The sequence below is a fragment of the Paenarthrobacter sp. Y-19 genome, assembly GCF_029223985.1.
In the GTDB taxonomy this organism is placed as follows: domain Bacteria; phylum Actinomycetota; class Actinomycetes; order Actinomycetales; family Micrococcaceae; genus Arthrobacter; species Arthrobacter nicotinovorans.
Genome location: NZ_CP119414.1, coordinates 2,225,628 through 2,244,911 on the forward strand (window position 1 = coordinate 2,225,628; position 19,284 = coordinate 2,244,911).

At 61.6% G+C, this 19,284-nt stretch carries 13 protein-coding genes, 1 pseudogene and 1 riboswitch; of the genes and pseudogenes, 5 read left to right on the forward strand and 9 right to left on the reverse strand.

The window, feature by feature from the left end:
• The 4 genes from PYR64_RS10455 to PYR64_RS10470 all read right to left on the reverse strand — a co-directional run bounded on the left by PYR64_RS10455 (window position 1) and on the right by PYR64_RS10470 (window position 5,576).
• The gene (locus PYR64_RS10455; protein ID WP_133830835.1) at window positions 1-774 is read right to left on the reverse strand and encodes an SDR family oxidoreductase; all 774 of its coding nucleotides are present in this window, start codon (window positions 772-774) and stop codon (window positions 1-3) included.
• Between the two features lie 66 nt (window positions 775-840).
• Entirely contained in the window at window positions 841-2,286 is a 1,446-nt protein-coding gene (locus PYR64_RS10460) for a glutamine synthetase family protein (RefSeq protein ID WP_243835349.1), read from the reverse strand.
• A gap of 220 nt (window positions 2,287-2,506) precedes the next feature.
• Entirely contained in the window at window positions 2,507-4,213 is a 1,707-nt protein-coding gene (locus PYR64_RS10465) for a sulfite reductase flavoprotein subunit alpha (RefSeq protein WP_133830836.1), read from the reverse strand.
• A complete protein-coding gene (locus PYR64_RS10470; RefSeq protein WP_133830837.1) occupies window positions 4,203-5,576 on the reverse strand; it encodes an aldehyde dehydrogenase family protein in 1,374 nt (457 codons plus the stop codon). Before PYR64_RS10470 ends, PYR64_RS10465 begins: the two co-directional genes overlap by 11 nt.
• 379 nt (window positions 5,577-5,955) lie before the next feature.
• Here PYR64_RS10470 and PYR64_RS10475 point away from each other — a divergent pair, with 379 nt between their 5' ends.
• Entirely contained in the window at window positions 5,956-7,479 is a 1,524-nt protein-coding gene (locus tag PYR64_RS10475; protein ID WP_133830838.1) for an APC family permease, read from the forward strand.
• Between the two features lie 314 nt (window positions 7,480-7,793).
• Here PYR64_RS10475 and PYR64_RS10480 read toward each other — a convergent pair.
• Window positions 7,794-8,989 (reverse strand): annotated as a pseudogene (locus tag PYR64_RS10480) (IS30 family transposase).
• Between the two features lie 24 nt (window positions 8,990-9,013).
• On the opposite strand from PYR64_RS10480, the gene PYR64_RS10485 reads away from it, so the two are divergent.
• The 4 genes from PYR64_RS10485 (at window position 9,014) to PYR64_RS10500 (ending at window position 14,781) form a co-directional block, all read left to right on the forward strand.
• Complete coding sequence (locus tag PYR64_RS10485) at window positions 9,014-10,390, forward strand: aminotransferase class III-fold pyridoxal phosphate-dependent enzyme (RefSeq protein WP_275779805.1); 1,377 nt, start codon at window positions 9,014-9,016, stop codon at window positions 10,388-10,390.
• A gap of 155 nt (window positions 10,391-10,545) precedes the next feature.
• Window positions 10,546-11,661, forward strand: coding sequence for a Zn-dependent alcohol dehydrogenase (locus PYR64_RS10490; protein WP_166651676.1), 1,116 nt, complete (start codon window positions 10,546-10,548; stop codon window positions 11,659-11,661).
• 203 nt (window positions 11,662-11,864) lie between these two features.
• Window positions 11,865-13,355 (forward strand): aldehyde dehydrogenase family protein, encoded by a 1,491-nt coding sequence (locus tag PYR64_RS10495; protein ID WP_207604505.1) that lies wholly within the window; start codon window positions 11,865-11,867, stop codon window positions 13,353-13,355.
• 154 nt (window positions 13,356-13,509) lie between these two features.
• Window positions 13,510-14,781 carry a M20 family metallopeptidase gene (locus PYR64_RS10500; protein WP_133830840.1) on the forward strand — a complete coding sequence of 424 codons (1,272 nt, stop codon included), beginning with the start codon at window positions 13,510-13,512 and terminating at the stop codon, window positions 14,779-14,781.
• A gap of 993 nt (window positions 14,782-15,774) precedes the next feature.
• On the opposite strand, the gene PYR64_RS10505 is transcribed toward PYR64_RS10500, so the two are convergent.
• The 4 genes from PYR64_RS10505 to PYR64_RS10520 all read right to left on the reverse strand — a co-directional run bounded on the left by PYR64_RS10505 (window position 15,775) and on the right by PYR64_RS10520 (window position 18,882).
• The gene (locus PYR64_RS10505) at window positions 15,775-16,092 is read right to left on the reverse strand and encodes a hypothetical protein (RefSeq protein WP_275779811.1); all 318 of its coding nucleotides are present in this window, start codon (window positions 16,090-16,092) and stop codon (window positions 15,775-15,777) included.
• 420 nt (window positions 16,093-16,512) lie between these two features.
• Entirely contained in the window at window positions 16,513-17,799 is a 1,287-nt protein-coding gene (locus PYR64_RS10510; RefSeq protein ID WP_083261873.1) for an MFS transporter, read from the reverse strand.
• Between the two features lie 93 nt (window positions 17,800-17,892).
• Window positions 17,893-18,288, reverse strand: a complete 396-nt coding sequence (locus tag PYR64_RS10515; RefSeq protein ID WP_069694948.1) for a hypothetical protein — start codon at window positions 18,286-18,288, stop codon at window positions 17,893-17,895.
• Window positions 18,289-18,333: 45 nt separating this feature from the next.
• The gene (locus tag PYR64_RS10520) at window positions 18,334-18,882 is read right to left on the reverse strand and encodes an inorganic diphosphatase (RefSeq protein ID WP_069694949.1); all 549 of its coding nucleotides are present in this window, start codon (window positions 18,880-18,882) and stop codon (window positions 18,334-18,336) included.
• Window positions 18,883-19,023: 141 nt separating this feature from the next.
• Window positions 19,024-19,106, reverse strand: a riboswitch (Fluoride riboswitch).
• Window positions 19,107-19,284: the final 178 nt, after the last annotated feature.

A 19,284-nucleotide genomic window follows, 5' to 3' on the forward strand; every position in this document is an offset into this window, starting at 1 on the left:
TCAGTAAACCAGCCAGCCACCGTCGACGTGGATGGTGGTACCGGTCACCCAGCTGGCCTCGTCGCTGGCCAGGAACGCGACGGCGTTGGCAACGTCGGACGGGCGGCCGATACGTCCGAGCGGCGTACGGTCAAGGAGGAACTTCACGGCCTCTTGGTTCTCCAGCACGGACTTGGTGAACGGGGTCTCGATGAAGCCCGGGGCAACAGCATTGACGCGGATCTTGGAAGCCGCGGTTTCGATGGCCAAAGCCTTCGTGAACATCAGGAGTGCACCCTTGGAAGCGTTGTAATGCACCTGGGGGTGCCCGCTGCTGGCGATGACGATATGGGCCTCGACTGATGTGATGTTGACGATGGCGCTGGTTGAATCGTCGCCTCGGGCGGCGGCGCCCTTCTCCAGCAGCGGACGTGCAGCCTGGCTGACCAGGAACGGGCCTGTGGAGTTCACGGCGAAGACCTGGTCCCATTCGGCAACGCCGAGGTCATCGAAGTTGCTGCCCTTGACGATGCCTGCGTTGTTGACGAGGGTGTCGAGCCGGCCGAACTTGGCATCGATCTCGGCCATGCCGCTGCCGACCGAAGCCTCGTCGGCGACGTCCATAACAACAGGAACCATTTCCGGGTGCTGGCCAACCAGGCGCTCGAGCGCGGCCTCGTCACGGTCGAGGGCTACGACGGTAGCGCCCTCCTTGAGCAGCTTTTCTGCGATGGCAAGGCCGTTTCCGGACGCGGCTCCGGTGACTGCGGCGATCTTTCCGGGGTGAGTAGTCATTGGGTGTTTCTTCTTTCTTGGTAAGGAAAATGGTGGATTGAACGCTTCTCAGCGCTGCACTGGGCGCTAGATTCGTTCCAGGTAACGTGCGATTTCGAAGTCGGTGACACTGGTCTGAAGCTTGCGGAGCTCCCAGCGCCTCGTCTGGACGTAGTGCGTGACGAAGGTTTCACCGAAGTACTCCTTGGCGACCTCGCTCTTCTCGAACTGTTCGATGGCCTGGCCGAGTGTTGCGGGGAGCTCCTTTACCTGGTGTCCCTCCTCCAGGGCGTATGCGTTGCCTACCACCCGCTTGGGAGCGGTCATCTTTGTGTCCACGCCGTGCAGGCCGGCGGCGATGCTGGCAGCGATGACCAGGTAAGGATTGGCGTCAGCGCCAGGTACCCGGTTTTCGATGCGCGCAGCACTGCCCGTTGACGGGATGGACCTGATGGCAACCGTACGGTTGTCCAGGCCCCAGGTGGCGCTGGATCCGGCCCATTGCCCGCCTTCGGTCCGCTTATAGGAGTTGATGGTGGGCAGGTAGAGGGCGGTAAGCTCCGGCGCCGTCTCGACGACGCCCGCCAGGTAGTTGTACCCGACGGCGCTCAGCTCGCCGGGCTCCTCGGCATTGGCGAAAGCTGACTTGCCGGATTCCGGATCCCAGAGACTCTGGTGCATGTGCCCGGAGGAGCCGGCCCACTCCGGGTTGATCTTGGCCATGAACGATGCCGTGTAGCCGGCTTCAGCTGCGACCTCCTTGACGGTGGCCTTAAGCCGGAGGGCGTTGTCCGCGGCTGCGAGAGCATCCGAGTAGTGGATGTTCATCTCGAACTGGCCCGGGCCGTTTTCGCTGTTGCTGGCCTCGATGAAAATACCCTGCTCAGACAGGCGGCGGCGGATCTCGCCGATGAGGAACTCGGTGCCTGTGTCCCTGACGAGGCTGTAGGTGTGGCTGCCAGCCGTGATGGGAGTCAGGTCACGCCAGCCGTTGGCGGCAAGCTCGGTTGGAGTCCCCTTGAACAGGTAAAACTCGAACTCGTAGGCGCAGACCGGCGAGTAACCGAGGTCTTCGGCTTTCTTCACAACCCGCTTAAGAATGCTCCGGGGACAGATCGCCGCCGGCTCGCCGGACATTTCGTAGGCATCGCAAATGACGGATGCGACCCCAGGTTCCCCCGGAACAACCTTCAGGGTGTTGAGATCCGGCAGCAGGGTCACGTCAGGGTAGCCCGAGTCCCACCCCGTGTAGCTGAGATCAGAAATGATCTCATCCTGAATGTCCCAGCCGAAGATGATGTTGCAGATGTTTGTGCCGCGCTCAGCGACACTTTCCAGGAAGTACCGGGCGGGGATGCGCTTGCCGCGCCACACACCGTCCAGGTCCACGACGCCCACTTTGAAGGTTTTGATGTCGTTTTCGGAGACGAACTTTTGCAGTTCGTCGTGGGCTGACCCTGCGGCGGTTTTATCCTGCATGTCGATTGCCTCGAGTTCTTGGAGGTCCTCCGGGACCTGTGTGATCGGATTCACTGTGTACCTCTTTATCCTCATTGATATCGGTTACTAAAGACACTAAATGCGGGGTCTCGCGGGCGTATGTGCAAAGTGCACATCATGATTGCCGGCTACATGCATTCGGTAAGCCACGTCACATTTGAGACCGCGTCCCTGCACTCAGGCCAAGGCTTTGTTGTGTTCCTGCCCGGTTCCAGGGGTGCGAAAATCCCCGGAACCGAGCGGGCAGGCAGGCTTAGTAGACGTCCTTGACGTAACGTCCTTCGCCTTTCATGGACTGCAGGTAGTCGTGCGCCAATTCGGGCGTCATTCCACCGTGGCTGATGAGCACGGCCAGCAAGGCTTCGTCAACGTCAGGTGCTATCTGTTTGCCGCCGCACACGTAGACCGAAGCACCGCCCGACAGCCAGGCAAAAACGTCTTCACCTTCCTCGCGGATCCTGTCCTGGACGTAGACCTTGCCCTGTTGATCCCGGGAAAACGCCAGGCTGAGCCGGTCCAGCACTCCATTGGTCTGCAGTTCTTCCATTTCATCCTGATAGAGCCAGGACGGCTTCTCGTGACGGTCCCCGAAGAGCAGCCAGTTCCGTCCCCGGGCCTGTGAGACTTCGCGCTCACGAAGGAAGCCGCGGAACGGGGCAATTCCGACGCCTGGGCCGATCATGATCACATCAGTTGAGCTGTCGTCGGGCAGGTGGAACTCGTGGGCCGGCAGCGGGAACACTTTCATGGCCGTCTTGGTTTCCGCGGCGGACTGGAGGAAACCGCTGCAAGCGCCCGAATGCCGGCGCCCGGCAGCCTCGTACCGCACGGAAGAGACCGTCAGGTGGACACGGTCACCGTCAGCAAGTGGACTGGATGCGATGGAGTAAGACCGGTGCTGCAAAGGCCGCAGCATTGGGATGAACTCGTGCGGATCAACATCTGTTGATCTCGTTTCCTGCAGGACGTCCAGCATGTCCCGTCCCCACAGCCAATTCTCCAACGCCAGGCGATCACCGGACTCGACGAGGTTCCGCACGGGATGATCGGGCGCGAGATCTTCAACCAGCCAGGCCACGATGCCCAGATGAGGCAGCCGAAGCTCATAGTCGTTTTGGAGGGACTCGCGTACTGTCTTGCCGTCGTTACCGAACACCTCGCTTCCCTCGAGGCCCAGAAAGGCGAGGAGGTCATCGACGAGCTCGCCGGAGTTGGCCGGGATTACGGCGAGTGAGTCACCCGGCCGGTAGTTGCGGCCGTCGCCGCTGACCTCCAGCTCATAGTGCCAGACCTCTTTTTCAGACTCCGGAGCGCTCAGGAGGCGGGCCTCGACGACAGTGGCCGTATCAGGTTCCCGGCGGGTGGTTTTGGGCTGCTCAGCGGGCGTTGTTCCCGGGGCGGAGGAGGCTTGCGGGGTTTTGCCTGGCTTCTTGGGAACAACTGTCTTGAAGGTCTCAAGCATGCCCTTGATCCACTTGCCCGACGTCAGGTCATAGTCGACATCGCAGTCAAGGCGGTCAAGGATCCGCTTGCCGCCGAGTTCGCCAAGACGTGTGTCAAGGTCGATGCCGGCCTTGCAGAAGTCTTCGTACATCGAGTCGCCAATGGCAAGGACCGCGAAGGGCACATCCTCAAAGAGGTCTGCGCCAGCGCTCTGAAGTTGATCCCAAAACGGTTGCGCGTTATCGGGCATGTGGCCGTTGTCGTGTGTGGCGGTAACGATCAGCAGCCGGTCCTTGCGCGCCGCATCTTCGGGGGTGAGCATGTCCAGGCTCATCAGCTCGGCTGCATAGCCCTGGGCGTTTGCCTTGTCCACGATCTTGGATGCCAGGAATTCTGCGTTCCCGGTCTGGCTGCCGTAAAGCACGCTCAGGGTCTGCACAGCACTGTCTGTTGCACCGGAAACTTCGGAAGAGATGCCTTGGTCGGTGCGGACCAGTTCCCCTGTCTCAGTTGTCACGATCAGTCCTTACAAAGACGGTTTTGAGTTCGGTGTAGGCCTCGATGGCTGCCTGGCCCAGTCCGCGGCCGATGCCGGACTGCTTGAAGCCGCCGAAGGGCGTTTGCATCCGGATCGAAGAGTTGGAGTTGACGGACAGAGCCCCGGACTCCACTCCCCGTGCTGTCCTGAGTGCCTGGCCTACATCGTTGGTCCAGATGGAGCCGCTGAGCCCGTAGATGGAGCTGTTTGCCAGGGCGATGGCTTCTTCCTCGGTGTCAAAGGGGATGACCGAGGCGATGGGGCCGAAGATCTCATCAGTTGCCACCCGGCTCTTGGGGTCCGGCGCAATAACGATCCGCGGTGCCATCCAGAAGCCGGGACCCTCCGGTGCCTCGCCTGCGGTGACAACGTTCAGTCCGTCACCGAGGAAGCTGGACACGGATTCGCGGTGGCTGGCCGATACCAGAGGGCCGAGATTTGTTGTGGCATCGAGCGGGTTACCGATCTTCAGGGCGCGGGTCGTTTCGATGAACCCTTCAACGAACTCGTCGAAGACTCCCCGCTGAACGAGAAAACGGCTGCGGGCGCAGCAGTCCTGACCAGTGTTGTCGAAGACAGACATAGGCGCCGCCTGGACGCACTTTGCAAGGTCTACGTCGTTGTAGACGATGCTGGCGGACTTGCCACCCAGTTCGAGGGTGACCCGTTTCATCGTCTTGGACGCTGCCTGGATAATCGACCGGCCGGTTTCGGTGGAACCGGTGAAACTGACCTTGTTAACGCCGGGGTGTTCGGCAAGGGCGTTACCGACGCGTGCCCCAGAGCCGGTGAGGACCTGCAGCGCGTCGCCGACGACGCCCAGTTCGTTCACGATTTGGCCAAGACGGACAGTGGACAGCGGGGTGAGGGCCGCAGGCTTAACGATTACGGCGTTGCCGCAGGCGAGGGCAGGTGCGATACCCCATGACGCGATCGGCAGAGGGAAGTTCCACGGGGAGATGACGGCTACGACGCCCATCGGCTCACGGAAGGTCATGCTGATGCCACCGTCGACGGGAATGGTGTCGCCGAGGATCTTGTCGATAATGCCCGCGTAGTACTTGAAGCATTCGGCTACTCCGAGCACTTCCTGCCGGGCGGCGGCCAGCGGTTTGCCCACGTCGGTTGATTCGAGCAAGGCCAGCTCGTCGGTGTGCGCGATGACAGCGTCCGCGATGGCCCAGAGGGCGTCACGGCGTTCGGCGATAGGCTTCCGCGCCCAAATGCTCTGCGCCTTCCGGGCACGCTCGACGGCCGCGTCAACCTCAGCCAAGTCGTACGAAGGGACTTCACCAATCAGTTCCTCTGTAGCGGGGTTGTAAACGGAAATAATGCTGCTCATACTCGGGTGCTCCTTCAGGAGAGTGGATTTCGTCAAAGATTCCTAGTCCCATGTGGAGTCTGGGAAGCTCCGTTGGTATCGAGCATGCCCGGGCTCCGGCCAGGGAGCGAGTGCGACGGGCACCACATCGATGTCAGGCATGTGCAACCTGCACACCGGGGTGACATGCGCCAAAACTGTGCATTGCGACCATGAGCGGTGGGGATAGTGTGCAGAGCTGACACAGCAGCGTGTAAGGAGCGACTTTAGGCTGTAACCCAGTTCACAGCAGCCGTGGCAAGGGGGCCACGACTGCAGTTGGATTTCAGCGGTGCTACTCATTTTCGCCCTGTCGAAAGCATCGTGAAATGACTAGGCTTCAAACGTCCGGGAGGGACGAATGGCAACTAATAATGTTCAATTTGAGCCGGTGGATGCCGGACCCAACGGACTCCTGACCCCCGACAAGTTACTCGGCCGCGGGCTAGGTGTCGGATCAATCGTGTTCATGGTTGTGGCTGGTGCCGCACCGATGACAGCTGTCGTGGCCGGCTGGCCTGTGGTGGTATCTGCCTCGGAAAGCACGGGCGGTCCACTGTTCTTCCTCATCGCCACGGCGATCCTGTTTCTGTTCGCGATTGGCTTCACGCGTATGACGCCGTTCGTGAAAAATGCGGGGGCCTTTTACTCCTACATACAGACTGGCCTCGGCCGGGGCATGGGGCTAGGGGCTTCCACCTTTGCACTGGGTACTTACCTGCTCCTGTTTCTTGCGCTGTGTTCATACTTGGGATCAGCGGCCCAGACCACTGTTCACGATCTGGGCGGCCCGGATCTGCCTTGGTGGCTGTGCAGTCTGGTGCTGATGGCGATCTGCGGTGCTCTTGCGTACCGGGACGTCGAGCTCTCCGCCAAGGTGCTGGGTGTGGTCCTGGTCATTGAAACGGTCGTTCTGTTGGCAGTAAACATCGGGGTGGTTGTCCACGGCGGTGCGGAAGGTTTGAGCGGTGACTCACTGTCCCCCGCCCGTCTGGGTGAAGGTGTCCCGCCGCTGGGCGTCATGTTTGCCTTCTTCTCATTCATTGGTTTTGAGGCCACCGCTGTTTTCCGCAACGAAGCGCGTGACCCCGACCGCACAATACCGCGCGCAACGTACATCGCCGTCCTCGCTGTCGGCATCTTCTACACGTTCACCGCATGGGCCATGCAGGCCGGTATCGGTGACAGCAACATCGTTGAAGTGGCTACGAATGATCCCACCAGCATCGTGGTCGGTTTGGCCGCGAAGTACGTCTCCCCTGTCCTGGCAACTCTCCTTCAAGTCTTCCTGATCAGCAGCCTCTTCGCCTGCATTCTCACGTTCCAGAACGTGCTGACGCGCTACCTGTTCACCCTCGGAACGCAGGGCGTGCTCCCCTCCGGGCTTGGCACGGTCCATCCCCGACACCGGGCTCCTTCCAGGGCCTCGTTGACTGTGTCGGTCGTGGCAATTGCCCTGCTTGGGGTCGAGGCGCTCCTCGGGCTAGACCCGGTGACGCAGGCGTACACCTGGTTTTCGGGATCAGCAACACTCGGCGTGGTGGTTCTGATGGCCCTCACGTCATTCTCGGTGCTCGTGTTCTTCCGGAGAAAGGCAACAGGAAAGCTGTGGGCCACGCTGTTTGCTCCCGCTCTTGCTGTGATCGGTCTCGGCGCGATTGTCTTCCTGGTCGTGCAGAACTTTGGGCTTCTTGTCGGCGGTGACCTGGCTGCAGGCATCCTGCTAACGGTCATGGGAGCCCTGTTTGTCGGCGGTTTGGTGACCGCACTGGTGATGCGCTCAAAACGGCCCGAAGCATACGCCGCGCTTCTGCCCCCGGTATCAAGCCAGGAGCACGAACCGGCCAAAAGCGAGAACTGCGCTACGGCGGAAAACAAGAGCTAACCCCCCCGGGATTCCGGACTCGTGCCGGGCCCGAGGCACTGCTGTGGTGACCTCCAGAACGACGTCACCACAGCAGTGCCGAACCCGTTGATCTCTGATCACCCCACTTCTGGTCATACCTGACGGGGTCAACTCGATGGCCCGGCCTGCATCTTCTGAGGCCTGTGCAACACCGCCGGACCTCCACTGAGGCAAGCGACCATCTATCAGCCCTGGTACAAACGCCTCAGAAGGCTCGCCAGGACAGTAAAGGAGTATTCCATTTCTGAGAGCGCTCTGTTGGCAAAGTCAATTGGTGGGAGCAACGCTGGGGGTTAGGCCGCTTGTAGCAGCTGGTTTAGCCGGTTGGCTGGGGTCTCGAGGTTCAGTGTTGGTCTGGGGCGGCGGTTGAGTTTCGCTGCGACCAGGCGGATGTCCTCGGGGGTGTGCACTGAAAGGTCAGTGCCTTTCTCGAACCAGAACCGCAGGAGCCGGTTGGTGTTTTCGTTGGTGCCGCGCTGCCAGGGCGAGTGCGGGTCGCAGAAGTACATCGTCGTATCGAGAGCGGTCTGGATTTTTGCGTAGTCGGCCAGTTCGGTGCCGCGGTCCCAGGTGATCGACCGGCGCAGGTGATCCGGGAGGAGGCCATCTCCCGGATCATCGCGGCGGCAACGGTTTCCGCGGTGTGGTCCCCTGGCAGGTGCAGCAGGATCGTGAACCGGGTTGAGCGTTCCACCAAGGTTCCGATCGCTGTCCCGTTGGCGCCGATGATGAGGTCACCTTCCCAATGCCCGGGCACTGCCCGGTCCTGGACCTCGGCGGGACGTTGGCTGATCTTGAAGGCCTCTTTATAGGGGCTGTTGGCGCGCCGGTCAGTGCCGTGGGGGATGCGTTGTTTGCGTTTCAGGCTGAGCTTTTCGGCCAGGTCCGCCCGCAGGTTCCCGCGGGTTTGGACGTAAAGGGCCTGGTAGATCGTCTCGTGGCTCACCTGCATAGTCTGATCGTCACCGAAGTAATACGCCAACATCGAGGAGATCAGCTTCGGACTCCACCCGTCATCCATCCAGACGCCGATCAGCCGGCACAAACCCTCGTCCTTGGCCAGCCTGAAGGGTTTGGGACGGCGCCTGTCCTGATGCGCTTTGGCGTGAGCGACCGAGGCGTAGTACTTCCCGTCCGCGCTCGTGTGGCGTTTGACCTCCCGCCAAACTACGGACTTATCCCGCCCGATCAATGCGCCGATCTTCGCGTAACTGAGGCCCATCCGCACACCCATCTGGATCATGCCTCGCTCTTCCAGACCCAACGCACGGCCAGGGCCCCCGACTGAAGGAGCAGGATCGGCAAGACCTCCGGTAGCACCCCGGTTCACGGTCATCATTAGGCCAGACTGAACCCACCAATTGTGCCCGGTAGCGTGCACCGCCCCGACACGCCGGGCAGCAGTACGAACAGGCATCCCCGCACACACCAAATCAAGAAACTCAGTACGCGCAGCCTTGGGGAACAACTTGACCATAAAACGCTCCATCAATCAGAGCGTTGCAACGACCCTATGACTTTGCCGTTGAAGCAGACCATTGATAAGACATACCCGGTGGTCACCCATGGCCGGGGGGTCTACTTGTATGACTCAGCCGGTCTGCAGTACCTGGACGGGTGCAGCGGGGCCATGACTGCAAACATCGGCCATGGCGTAGAAGAAGTTGCAGAGGCGATGAAGGCGCAGTCATGCCGGGTGGCCTTTACTTACCGAACCCAGTTCACGAATGTGCCCGCCGAGGCCTTGGCAAGGCGGCTCACCGATCTGGCACCGGGAGACCTTGACTGGGCATTCTTCGTCAACAGCGGATCAGAGGCGTCCGAGTTCGCCATCCGGACAGCAGTCAGCTACTGGCGCGAAAGGGGGCTCCCGGGCAAAGTCAAAGTTCTCGGCCGGAACATCAGCTATCACGGCATGACCATGGGAGCCCTGTCAATGTCGGGACATGCAGCACGCCGCCCCGACTACGGGCCGTTGTTGCATGCGTTCTCCTTCGCCCCGCCGGCCTACGCGTATCGCTTCGCGCAGCCGGGCGAGAACGAAGAAGCATACGCGCTGCGGGCTGCGCAAGCCTTCGAAGATGCCATTCGGAACGAGGACCCTGGCACGGTCGCAGCAGTGATCGTGGAACCGATCGTTGGAGCCGCCGGCGGGGTCCTGACGCCTCCGGCTAGCTACCTCTCCCGGTTGCGCGAAATCTGTGACCGGTTGAATGTGCTGCTGATCATTGATGAGGTCATCACGGGCGTCGGGCGGACGGGAGATTGGTTTGCGAGTTCCTACGAGAACGTCGTCCCGGACCTTCTTCTCATCGGTAAAGGATTAAGTGCCGGTTATTCCCCTGTTGCCGGCGTCCTGCTCCGAGGCCATGTTGTCGAGGCGCTCAGGGAAGGCAGCGGTGTCGCTCCGTTCGGGCACACCTTTTCGGGGAATCCCCTGGGGGCAGCCACCTGCCTGGCGGTCCTGGACTTCATGGAACGCCGGAACGTCCTTGCAAACGTCCGGCAGCGGGGGAAGCAGCTCAAAGAAGGACTGCTCTCCCTGGCAGCCAGGTACCACTGCATGGCCGATGTCCGTGGCCGGGGCCTGCTGTGGGGCTTCGAGTTCGTTACGGACCAGGAAAGCAAGCAGGCGCCCGATCCTGCGCTCGGAGCGGCCAACACCTTCGTGCAGGAATGCCTCGCCCAGGGGCTTATTGTCTATCCGGCAGGCATTGCTCCGCTGAACAACGCGGTGATCCTGTCCCCGCCCTTGGTGATCAGCGAAGAGGAGACCCGGGTACTGCTGGCGAAGCTGGAGGAAGCCCTTCGCGCCATGGAACACCATGTTGAGCGGTGGGCCGCTGTGGATGACAGCCGGAGCGGATCCCGAGTTGGAAGCGGAAGCTGACTTTAATCCCTGTCATTCCACCATGTGCCGACGCTGGTCACCTTGCACATAGTGGCCGTAAAGGCTGTTCCCTCCACACACTTTTGAAACTCTGCCAGGGCCGAAGATGGTCGAAGCGATCCATCTGCAAATGCCTAAACCCTCAAGGAAGCCAAGTGCCTACACCCATTCTTGCCGCCGTACTGGAAAAGCCCGGAACACCTCTCCAGATCCGCGAGCTGCTGCTGGATGATCCGGAGGACCATGAGGTCCTCATCCGGACGGAGCGAGTTGGCCTTTGCCACAGCGATCTGCACTACCTGAAGGGGGCCCTGGATATCTCCCTGCCGGCGGTCCTCGGACATGAAGTCGTAGGCATTGTCGAGCGCGTCGGCTCCGGCGTCACAAGAATTAAGACTGGAGACCGCGTCGTAACAACCGTAACCCCGTCCTGTGGCGCTTGCCGCAACTGCATCAGCGGGCGCCCGACCCAGTGCGAACGGGTCGACTCGATGCGTGAGCGGCAGCGGCCCAGACTCATCTCACATGATGGATCAAGCGTCGAGTCGCTCGGCGGTATCGGCGCATTTGCGGAGGCCTTCCTGGTGAAAGAGGCATCCGTTGCAGTGGTCGGCTCTGACCTGCCTCCCCAGGTGGCATGTCTTCTCGGTTGCTGCATCAGTACAGGAGTCGGCGCGGTCATTCACGGCGCAAAAGTAGGGCCAGAGGATACTGTCGCCGTAATCGGCTGCGGCGGCGTCGGAATAGCCGCCATCCAGGGTGCAAGGCTGGCTGGGGCTCGACGGATCATTGCCATTGACGCCGTGCCCGCGAAGCTGGAGCTCGCCCGCAACTTCGGTGCCACGGACACAGTTCTCTCATCACCTGACCCGACAGAAACACTCATCCAGGTCCGGTCACTTCTTCCCCAGGGTGTTAGCCATGCAATCGAGGCGGTCGGCCGCAGTGAGACAGCGGAACTCGCCTTTTCGCTCCTGAGCCCGAACGGAACCGCCAGCATACTCGGTCTCATGCCCACCGGGTCCGAACTGCGTATCCCCGCAGATGCACTCATCTACGGCGACCGACACCTCCAAGGCGCGTACATGGGTGCGAACAGGTTCCTCAGCGATGTCGACATGTTCACCGACCACTACCTGAACAATCGGCTGGATCTCGATGGAATGGTTACCAAAGAGCTGCCCTTCGACCGCATCAACGAGGGATTCGAAGCGATGGCGGATGCGTCGACGATCCGCGTCGTGCTGAACATGACCAACAGGCAATCGTGATCCAGATAACTGCGTAGATCGTTGCGGCGTCGGCCTGGTTACCGGTGATCGCGATCTTGCTTTGCGCCACAGCCGGGCCGGAACGAACGTTAGGCCGCTGCACAGCCTTCCGAACATGAACAGCAAACATCGGGGGCCAGCCCCTGCCGTCACTGGTTATGGACGACAAAACCCACAAACGAAACCAGAGGAGCAACCCTTAAATGACTGAAGGACTAGCCCAACTGACTGATATTGCCCCCGACCTCGTCGAGCAACGCTCCTTTGTCAATGGCACATGGCTGCAGCTCGAGGAAAACGGCCGCTACCTTACCAACCCAAATACTGGCGAACCCCGGCAGCCGATGCGCAAGACCGCAAAGGATGATGTCGAGCGGGCACTCGCGGCAGCAGCGACCCTTCACAGGTCCGGGAAACTTGAAGACATCAAACTCCCGGACCGCCTTGAGCTCTTGACGAAGGTAGCCGCGTCCCTCGATGCGAAGAGCGAAGAAGTCGCCCTCCAGGACAGCATCAACACCGGGGTTCCTATCCGCACCACCCGCCTGATTGCCGGTGCACTGGGTGACAGAGTCCGCGGAACTATTGCTGAAGCGGAACAGCTTGGTGAATCGGAGACCCTTGACCATGCCAGGTCTGTGGTCATCCTGCGCAAGCCCCTCGGCCCAGCCCTCATCGTCGGCCCCTGGAATGCCCCAACGTTCACCGTGGTCGGCAAGGTGGCGGCAGCCATGGCGGCCGGTTGCCCCGTCATCCTCAAACCCTCCGAGAACGCCCCCAGCGGTTGCCAGCTCTTCGCTGAGGCGATCGTGTCTGCCATGACCGAACTGGGATACCCGGGCGCCGCGTTTCAGCTGATTCATGGGAATTCGGAGACAGGAGCACTGCTGACATCGGACCCCAGGATCGAGGCTCTTTCATTTACGGGTGGCGATTCCGCAGGCCGGACGGTTGCGCAGGCTGCCGCGTCCAACCTGGCGGTCATGCAGATGGAGCTCGGATCCAACAATCCCGTGATCATTCTGAATGACGCCGACGTCAGCTCGGCGGCGCGGTCCATTGTGCAGGGCATGACGCGTCTCAACGGCCAGTGGTGTGAGGCGCCAGGCAAAGTACTGGTTGACGAGTCGATTCACGACCGTTTCGTTGAAGCTATGAAGTTTGAACTCAGTAAGCTTCGGGTCGGAAACGCCTTGGATGAGTCGACGCAAGTGGGTCCCCTGGCATTCCAGCGGCAGCGTGATGGCTTGAAAGCCTCAGTGAATCGGCTCCTCGAGCTGGGGGGAAAGCTCGTCACTGGCGGCGAGCTGCCGGGTCTTGACGGCTGGTTCATGGCACCGGGGATGATCGTCGGATGTGCCGCCGAGGCCGCCACGGAAGAGCTTTTCGGGCCGCTGGTAACGGTACATCCGGTGCATTCGGTCGAGGAGGCACTTGCCCATGCGAACGGCCCCGCAACCGGCCTGGATGCCTACGTATTCGGTGCCAATGAAGCAAGGGCCATCGAAGTGGGATCCCGTATTCGTGCCGGTGAAGTCCGCATCAACGGCACATTCATGAGCGACCTCGCCGGCAGTTCACGCCAGAGCTTTTGGGGCACCAGCGGTATCGGTGGCCACGGTCCGCAGTATGGCGTCCGCTTCTTCACCGGCGACCGCGTGGTTGGCGTGGACAGGACGGATTCCCCGCTCTAGGCGCCATATCCGACCCCAACAAGCGTAGGCCAGGCCCCGTGGGGGCCTGCGACAAACAGTCCGGGAACGTGACGCGTGGCTAAGACGGGGGTCCGCGTCCTCTCGGGAAAGCAGCAGGCCAGAGCCTGGCAACATGAGACGAGAAAGTCCTTCAATGACAGATACTTCAACGACAGATACGGTGCGGTTTTCACCGCTGAGTTTCCTTGAGGACGCCACAGCGGCGATCCCGGCCTATGGAAGCGACCTGGTCGATTTCCGTAGGGAAATGCACGCCGATCCTGAAGTCGGCCTGTATCTGCCCCGCACCCAGGCCCGGGTCCTTGAGGCACTCAAGGGACTCGACCTCGAAATAAGCCTGGGAAAAGCAGCCTCGTCCGTGGTTGCGGTACTACGCGGCGGGGCCACCCAGGCCCCCGTCGGGAGCCGTCCCACTGTACTGCTCAGAGGTGACATGGATGCCCTTCCTGTGGCAGAAAAGACGGGAATACCCTTTGCCTCGACTAATGGAGCGATGCATGCCTGCGGTCATGACCTGCATACAGCGGGCCTGATTGGTGCCGCCCGGTTGCTTTCGTCCGTACGTGACAGCCTGACCGGTGACGTCATCTTCATGTTCCAACCGGGGGAGGAAGGACATGAGGGGGCCCGCATCATGCTGGAGGAAGGCGTTCTTAACGCAGCCGGCAGGCGACCGGATGCTGCCTACGCCTTGCATGTCGTTTCGGACATCCCGTCAGGCGTGTTCACGACCCGTGCCGGCTCCTACATGGCTGCCTTCGGAGATCTGTCCGTCAAGGTTATCGGGCGTGGCGGGCACGGTTCACGCCCCTTCCAAGCTCTGGATCCCATACAGGTAGCTGCTGAAATGCTTGGCGCGCTCCAAACGTACATCACCCGGCGATTCAACGTTTTTGATCCCGTGGTACTGTCCGTGGGCCAATTCCATGGCGGTTCCGCCTCTAATGTCATACCTGATTCGGCGGAATTCAGGGCCAGCGTCAGGTCTTTCAGCCCCGGTGTCGAAGCGCGGCTCGCACAGGAGTTGCCGGATCTCATCCGGCAACTGGCGACTGCTCATCAACTGACAGCCGAGGCAACGTTCACTCCGGTTATGCCGGCCACCGTCAATCACGAAAGTGACGCCGAACTCTGGGGCAGGACCGCACGGACGTTCTTCGGAGAGCACCGGTTCGTGCCCAGCCCGTCCCCCAGGACCGGCTCTGACGATTTCTCCCGTGTCCTCGTGGAGGTCCCAGGAGCGTACGGGCACCTCGGAGCTGGGTCTCCAGATATCGACCCCATGGAGTGGGCCCCCATGCACTCGCCCAGGGCAGTGTTTGACGACAGTGTCCTCGTCGACCAGACACAATTTATGGCGGGCGTGGCGCTTGGAAAGCTCCAGGAGTTGGAGGTCCTGGGGTAGCCCCGGGCGCAGCTCGGAGGGCTTCCGGAGCGGCCCACGCCTCACTTGAGGCAGCGGACCTAGCAGGACCGGTCTCGAAGCCCCGAATGGATGGCAGTTCAACCACTATCAGATTGGTACACCCAACGTGACGTCAGCGCCCCATCCGGGTCCTGTCACAATAGAGTCCTCTTCTTTCCTTCCTGACAAGGACACGAGTGGGTCCTGGAATGCAATCTGACACATGGGGGCGAAGACGTTCTCCCCTTTGGAGCGCACAGCCCACCCATGGACCACTTCCGCCTTACCCCTGGCACCCGTGGCGCAAGCTGCTAACTCATGCCTACCATCCTTCTTACCGTTGGCCCGGTCGTCCTGGCGGGGTCGATGCAGGCGTGCGAAAGAATGTGCCGAGGCCCAGGGCTGATGGAGTTCAGTACCATCTGAAGACCAGACACTGTTAGCAATAGGGGTGGGTCCGAGAACGTTGCCTCATATGACCAATGAACCCCTCCGTGACTGATCAGGACCCATCTCACTAGATCTGACCGTCTTGCCGGAGACCGCCGCCCAGGCGAGGGCAGCAGCTCGGCCGGGCTCGTGCAGGCGCTGCATCCGCGATGAAAGTCACGAGCACGTTTTGACTGCAATTCAGCCACCGCTCGCGCCTTCACGCATGCATGGTTAAGGACATAGACCCGGCGAAGAGGGCATTAACATGTTACAGGTGACCTAATGCAGTTCTAGCACAACCCGTCACCAGATAGTGTGATCACTGCATGATGGTTCATCATCGAGTGCACTAGGAATCACGTCTCAGACGAGACGAGCGAGACACGTATCAGAGAGTCGACCACCAGCGTGAGCCCGCTGATCGGCGCTCGCCTGGTTCAGTTGATGTCCGCGCGGTGTACGCCGGGCACCGGCAAACCCAGGGGTTCGCGCCAGCTCGGTCTGCATAACGAAAAGAAAGAACCCCGACAGCCTGGGCTGTCGGGGTTCCGTTGAGGCCTGTCAGGAGCCGCTGATCTTCCCTGCCGCGATGAGCTGCTGGGCGCGCTGCTGCTGCTCATCGTCGCCGAAGCGCGCCACCGCCGTCATCAGGTCCATGCCGTCCTCAAGTCCGCCATAAATGTCCTCCAGCCGCTCGCGCGAGCCGCCGAGCAGGCTGATACCGCCCAGCGCGTTGATCTGCTCGAGCTGCAGGTACGCGCGGCACACGAGATCGACGTGCACACCGTCATCGGCGGTGAAGGGGTTCGGGACGTAGTCGGCGTCCGGCGTAAGGCCATCCGTGTCGAGGCCCAACTGGGCCAGCTCGTTCTTGTTCATGGATGCTTCTCCTTGGTGTCACTCGGCTTTGACGACTCTCGATCTGAGACCGTCAGGATGCCCCCGGCCGGGCTCCGCCTGGCTGTAACGCCAGCGGGCCGACCACGATGATCAGGTTGCTTTGGGCGTCACTTACCTTGGTGTACCAGGACGTCATCGACGCCTTTCAGCATACCCATGGGTGGACCAGCAAGCGTGGCATGCAGAAAGTGAATGAGCAGTTGTTCAAGGGCCTGCCGGAAGGGCCTGAAGAGGTTGGCCGGCTGGGCAGGACGCTGTGGCCCGGATGGGCTCAGGTGCCGGCGTTCTACTTGCATGCCATCGCACGGCGAGGACGACCTGCTCAGTAAGTGAGAAATCCGGAGCATGGTCGATCCGAGTGGTGCGCCGCGTGGAGCTGACTGTTTAACCCAGCCTGACTTAGTCATTTGCGGGGCGGGTGTGCAGAGCTGATGAGGAGATGACTGAGGCGAGCATCCAAGCGGCGGCATAGGTGAACGCGACTGTTGGGGAGAAGGCTGCCCAGAGGATCCCTGCTGTGACGGTGGCACCGAGGTCTCCGGCGGATTGGATCAAGCCGAGAATCCCGTAGCCGTTACCTCGCAGGCGGTCCGGCAGGGACAGCGCGACGGTTGTTGCTTCTGCTGTCTCGGCAAAGCCGATGCCGATTCCGGCGAGCAGGAATCCTGCCAGGACTGGCGCCCAGCCGGGTGGCCCGAAACCGAACAGCAGGTAAGCGCCGAGGTAGGCGGTGCCGCCGGCGGCGAAGACGGGCCGGGGGCCGGCGTGGTCGGCAAGGTGACCGCCAGCGAGGGACGCGATGGTCGCGGCGCCGTTGTGGGCGGCGTAGAAGAAGATCGCGAGGGATGCTGCCGCTGCGGGTTCGCGCCCTTCGGTGGTGAGCAGTTCCGTGGCGCGAAGGATCAGCAGTGTGGTGGCCAGGTTCCCCAGTTCGAAGAACGATACCGGTATTAGTGCCTTGGCCACGCCGCTGCGGCGCAGTTCGCCGAGGTTGAAGCTGAGTTTCTGCCGCCCGGTTGGTGTGGAGAGGATGTTCCTGGCGTGCCGGGCTGCTATGGTGATCGCGACGGCGGCGAAGATGCTGGGGATGAAGGACAGCAGGATCGCTTCGCGGATACCTATGAGTCCTACGAGGGTTCCGGCGAGCAGGGGGCCGGCGATCGCGCCGGCGTTGTCGCCGGCCCGTTCGAGACCGGCGGCCCGTCCGTATGCTGCGCGCGGGGTGATGGAGACGAGAAGGGTGTCCCGGGCCGGGGAACGGACGCCGCGGGAAGCCCAGGCTATGCCGCGCAGGATGCCCACTTGCCACACCATGGTGCAGATGCCGATCAGGGCGGTTGCTACGGCGGTGAGGAGGTAACCGCCGGAGGCGATCTTCGCGCGGCGTGAGGGCTCGTTGGATAAGGGGCCGCCGGCCAGTTTGCTCAGCCCGACCAGCGCGTCCGAGACTCCCTCGATGGCTCCCAGCGCGGCCGGACCCGCGTGCAGGGTTGAGGTCAGGAACGAAGGGAGCAGCGAGGTGACCAGTTCGTGGCCGGAGTCGCTGAAAAACGATGCACTTCCGACGCCGATGATGCCTTTGTTCAGCCAGGTGCGGTCCGTATCCGGTTCCTGCACAGGATCACCGGCCCGGTTGCTGATCTGTTCCGGGTCCGTCCCGCCGGTTTGGGGGGTGCTCTCAGCCATGGCGCCGCCAACGCTCGTCGGGCTGGCTCAGTGTCTTCATGATTCTCCTGTGGCTGCAATGGCGTCCGGGCACCTCCGTCATTAATTTTTCGGTCACGAGATGAAGGCTGAGGAGGTGACCGCTGCGGCCGTGCCGACTATGGAAGCCAGCAGCGCGACGGCTAGGTGGGTGGCCGGGACGGTGAAGCCTCCGTGTCCCTCTGCCTGGACGGAGAGCGCGAAGCAGGTTCCGGCATAGGTGCACAGTCCTGATGCTGCGCCCAGGCCAAGGGCGGAAAGTGGTCCTGGGCCGGCTGCTGCAACGATGGCTCCGGTGATGAGGCCCAGCACCAGGGCGGTCCCGGTTTCAGCTGCCCAGATTTTCCTGGTCCGGGTATCGCCGAGCAGGCGTTGAAGCAGTGTCCTGATCAGTGACCCGGCCAGCGCACCGGCACCCACGACCAGCATCATTACCGGAGCTGCGATGGCCGGCGCGGTGGAATGTTCCATGGGTCTCCTCTGGTCGTGGCGAAGGGGATGTCGGGGTTCTGCGCCTTAGCCCGATCCTGGTGTCTGGTGTTCCTGCCAGCGTTTGCTGCAGGCGTCGACGATCGTGATGGCATCCTGGATCGAACCCCAGCCCAAAACCTGCGTTGGTGATCCTTGGTGGAGGTCTTTGTAGTGGTCGAAGTGGTGCCGGATCTGTTCCTGCCACCGAGTGCCCAGGTCTTCGAGGGACCGGATTCTGTCCCCGGCGTCCCTGTCATCGGCGGGGACAATGACGATTTTGTAGTCGGGGTCGTCCCCGTCGCGAAAGTCCAGTAAACCCAGGATGCGGCCGGAGATGACCAGTCCGGTGGGCAGCGGCTCGCGGGTCACGCAGAGGATGTCCAGTTCGTCACCGTCTTCGTCCAGCGTTTGCGGGATGAAGCCGTAGTTCACAGGCTTGGCAAAAATCATGGGGTCCACCCGGTCCAGACGGAATGCTCCGGTTGTTCTGTCCCATTCGATTTTGTGGCTCGACCCCATGGGGATGTCGATCACACCGGTCACGAGGCCGTGCTGGTAGTCCCCGCAGCTGTAGAGGGAATTGAAATCAGTCATGGTGTTCCGTCCGCCGTCCCCGGCATGTTCCTGGGTGGATTCCGTCAGGGTTCTGAGGTGAAGATGCTGCCGTGCCAAGGGGCGTCTGCGGCGGGGGTTTTGGGCCGAAAGTTCTCATGGCTCTCCTGTCCAGGCATACATCACCAGACAGGAACTATCAGCCGGCTCGGCGGTTCGGACAGGGAGAATTTCCTGTCCCGGCGAGATCCATCACCGTTTCCCCAGTAATCAATCACATTAGCCCCAGCAGAAGCAAGGGACGGCGATGTTTTCCAGCGTTGCCGCGGGCCCTGCGCCGGTCGCAGGGAAAGGTGGCCCGCGTAGACTCACCACGCCTTCCGGGCCAGGCTGGACGTTCGGACTTGGTGCGCGAAACGGCTCGATGGAGTAACTCAAGGGCCT

Excerpts from the sequence above, each read along its gene's own strand:
- PYR64_RS10455 (WP_133830835.1), bottom strand. The coding sequence starts at position 774 with ATGACTACTCACCCCGGAAAGATCGCCGCAGTCACCGGAGCCGCGTCC.
- PYR64_RS10470 (WP_133830837.1), bottom strand. The coding sequence starts at position 5,576 with ATGAGCAGCATTATTTCCGTTTACAACCCCGCTACAGAGGAACTGATT.
- PYR64_RS10475 (WP_133830838.1), top strand. The coding sequence starts at position 5,956 with ATGGCAACTAATAATGTTCAATTTGAGCCGGTGGATGCCGGACCCAAC.
- PYR64_RS10485 (WP_275779805.1), top strand. The coding sequence starts at position 9,014 with ATGACTTTGCCGTTGAAGCAGACCATTGATAAGACATACCCGGTGGTC.
- PYR64_RS10495 (WP_207604505.1), top strand. The coding sequence starts at position 11,865 with ATGACTGAAGGACTAGCCCAACTGACTGATATTGCCCCCGACCTCGTC.
- PYR64_RS10500 (WP_133830840.1), top strand. The coding sequence starts at position 13,510 with ATGACAGATACTTCAACGACAGATACGGTGCGGTTTTCACCGCTGAGT.
- PYR64_RS10505 (WP_275779811.1), bottom strand. The coding sequence starts at position 16,092 with ATGAACAAGAACGAGCTGGCCCAGTTGGGCCTCGACACGGATGGCCTT.
- PYR64_RS10510 (WP_083261873.1), bottom strand. The coding sequence starts at position 17,799 with ATGGCTGAGAGCACCCCCCAAACCGGCGGGACGGACCCGGAACAGATC.
- PYR64_RS10515 (WP_069694948.1), bottom strand. The coding sequence starts at position 18,288 with ATGGAACATTCCACCGCGCCGGCCATCGCAGCTCCGGTAATGATGCTG.
- PYR64_RS10520 (WP_069694949.1), bottom strand. The coding sequence starts at position 18,882 with ATGACTGATTTCAATTCCCTCTACAGCTGCGGGGACTACCAGCACGGC.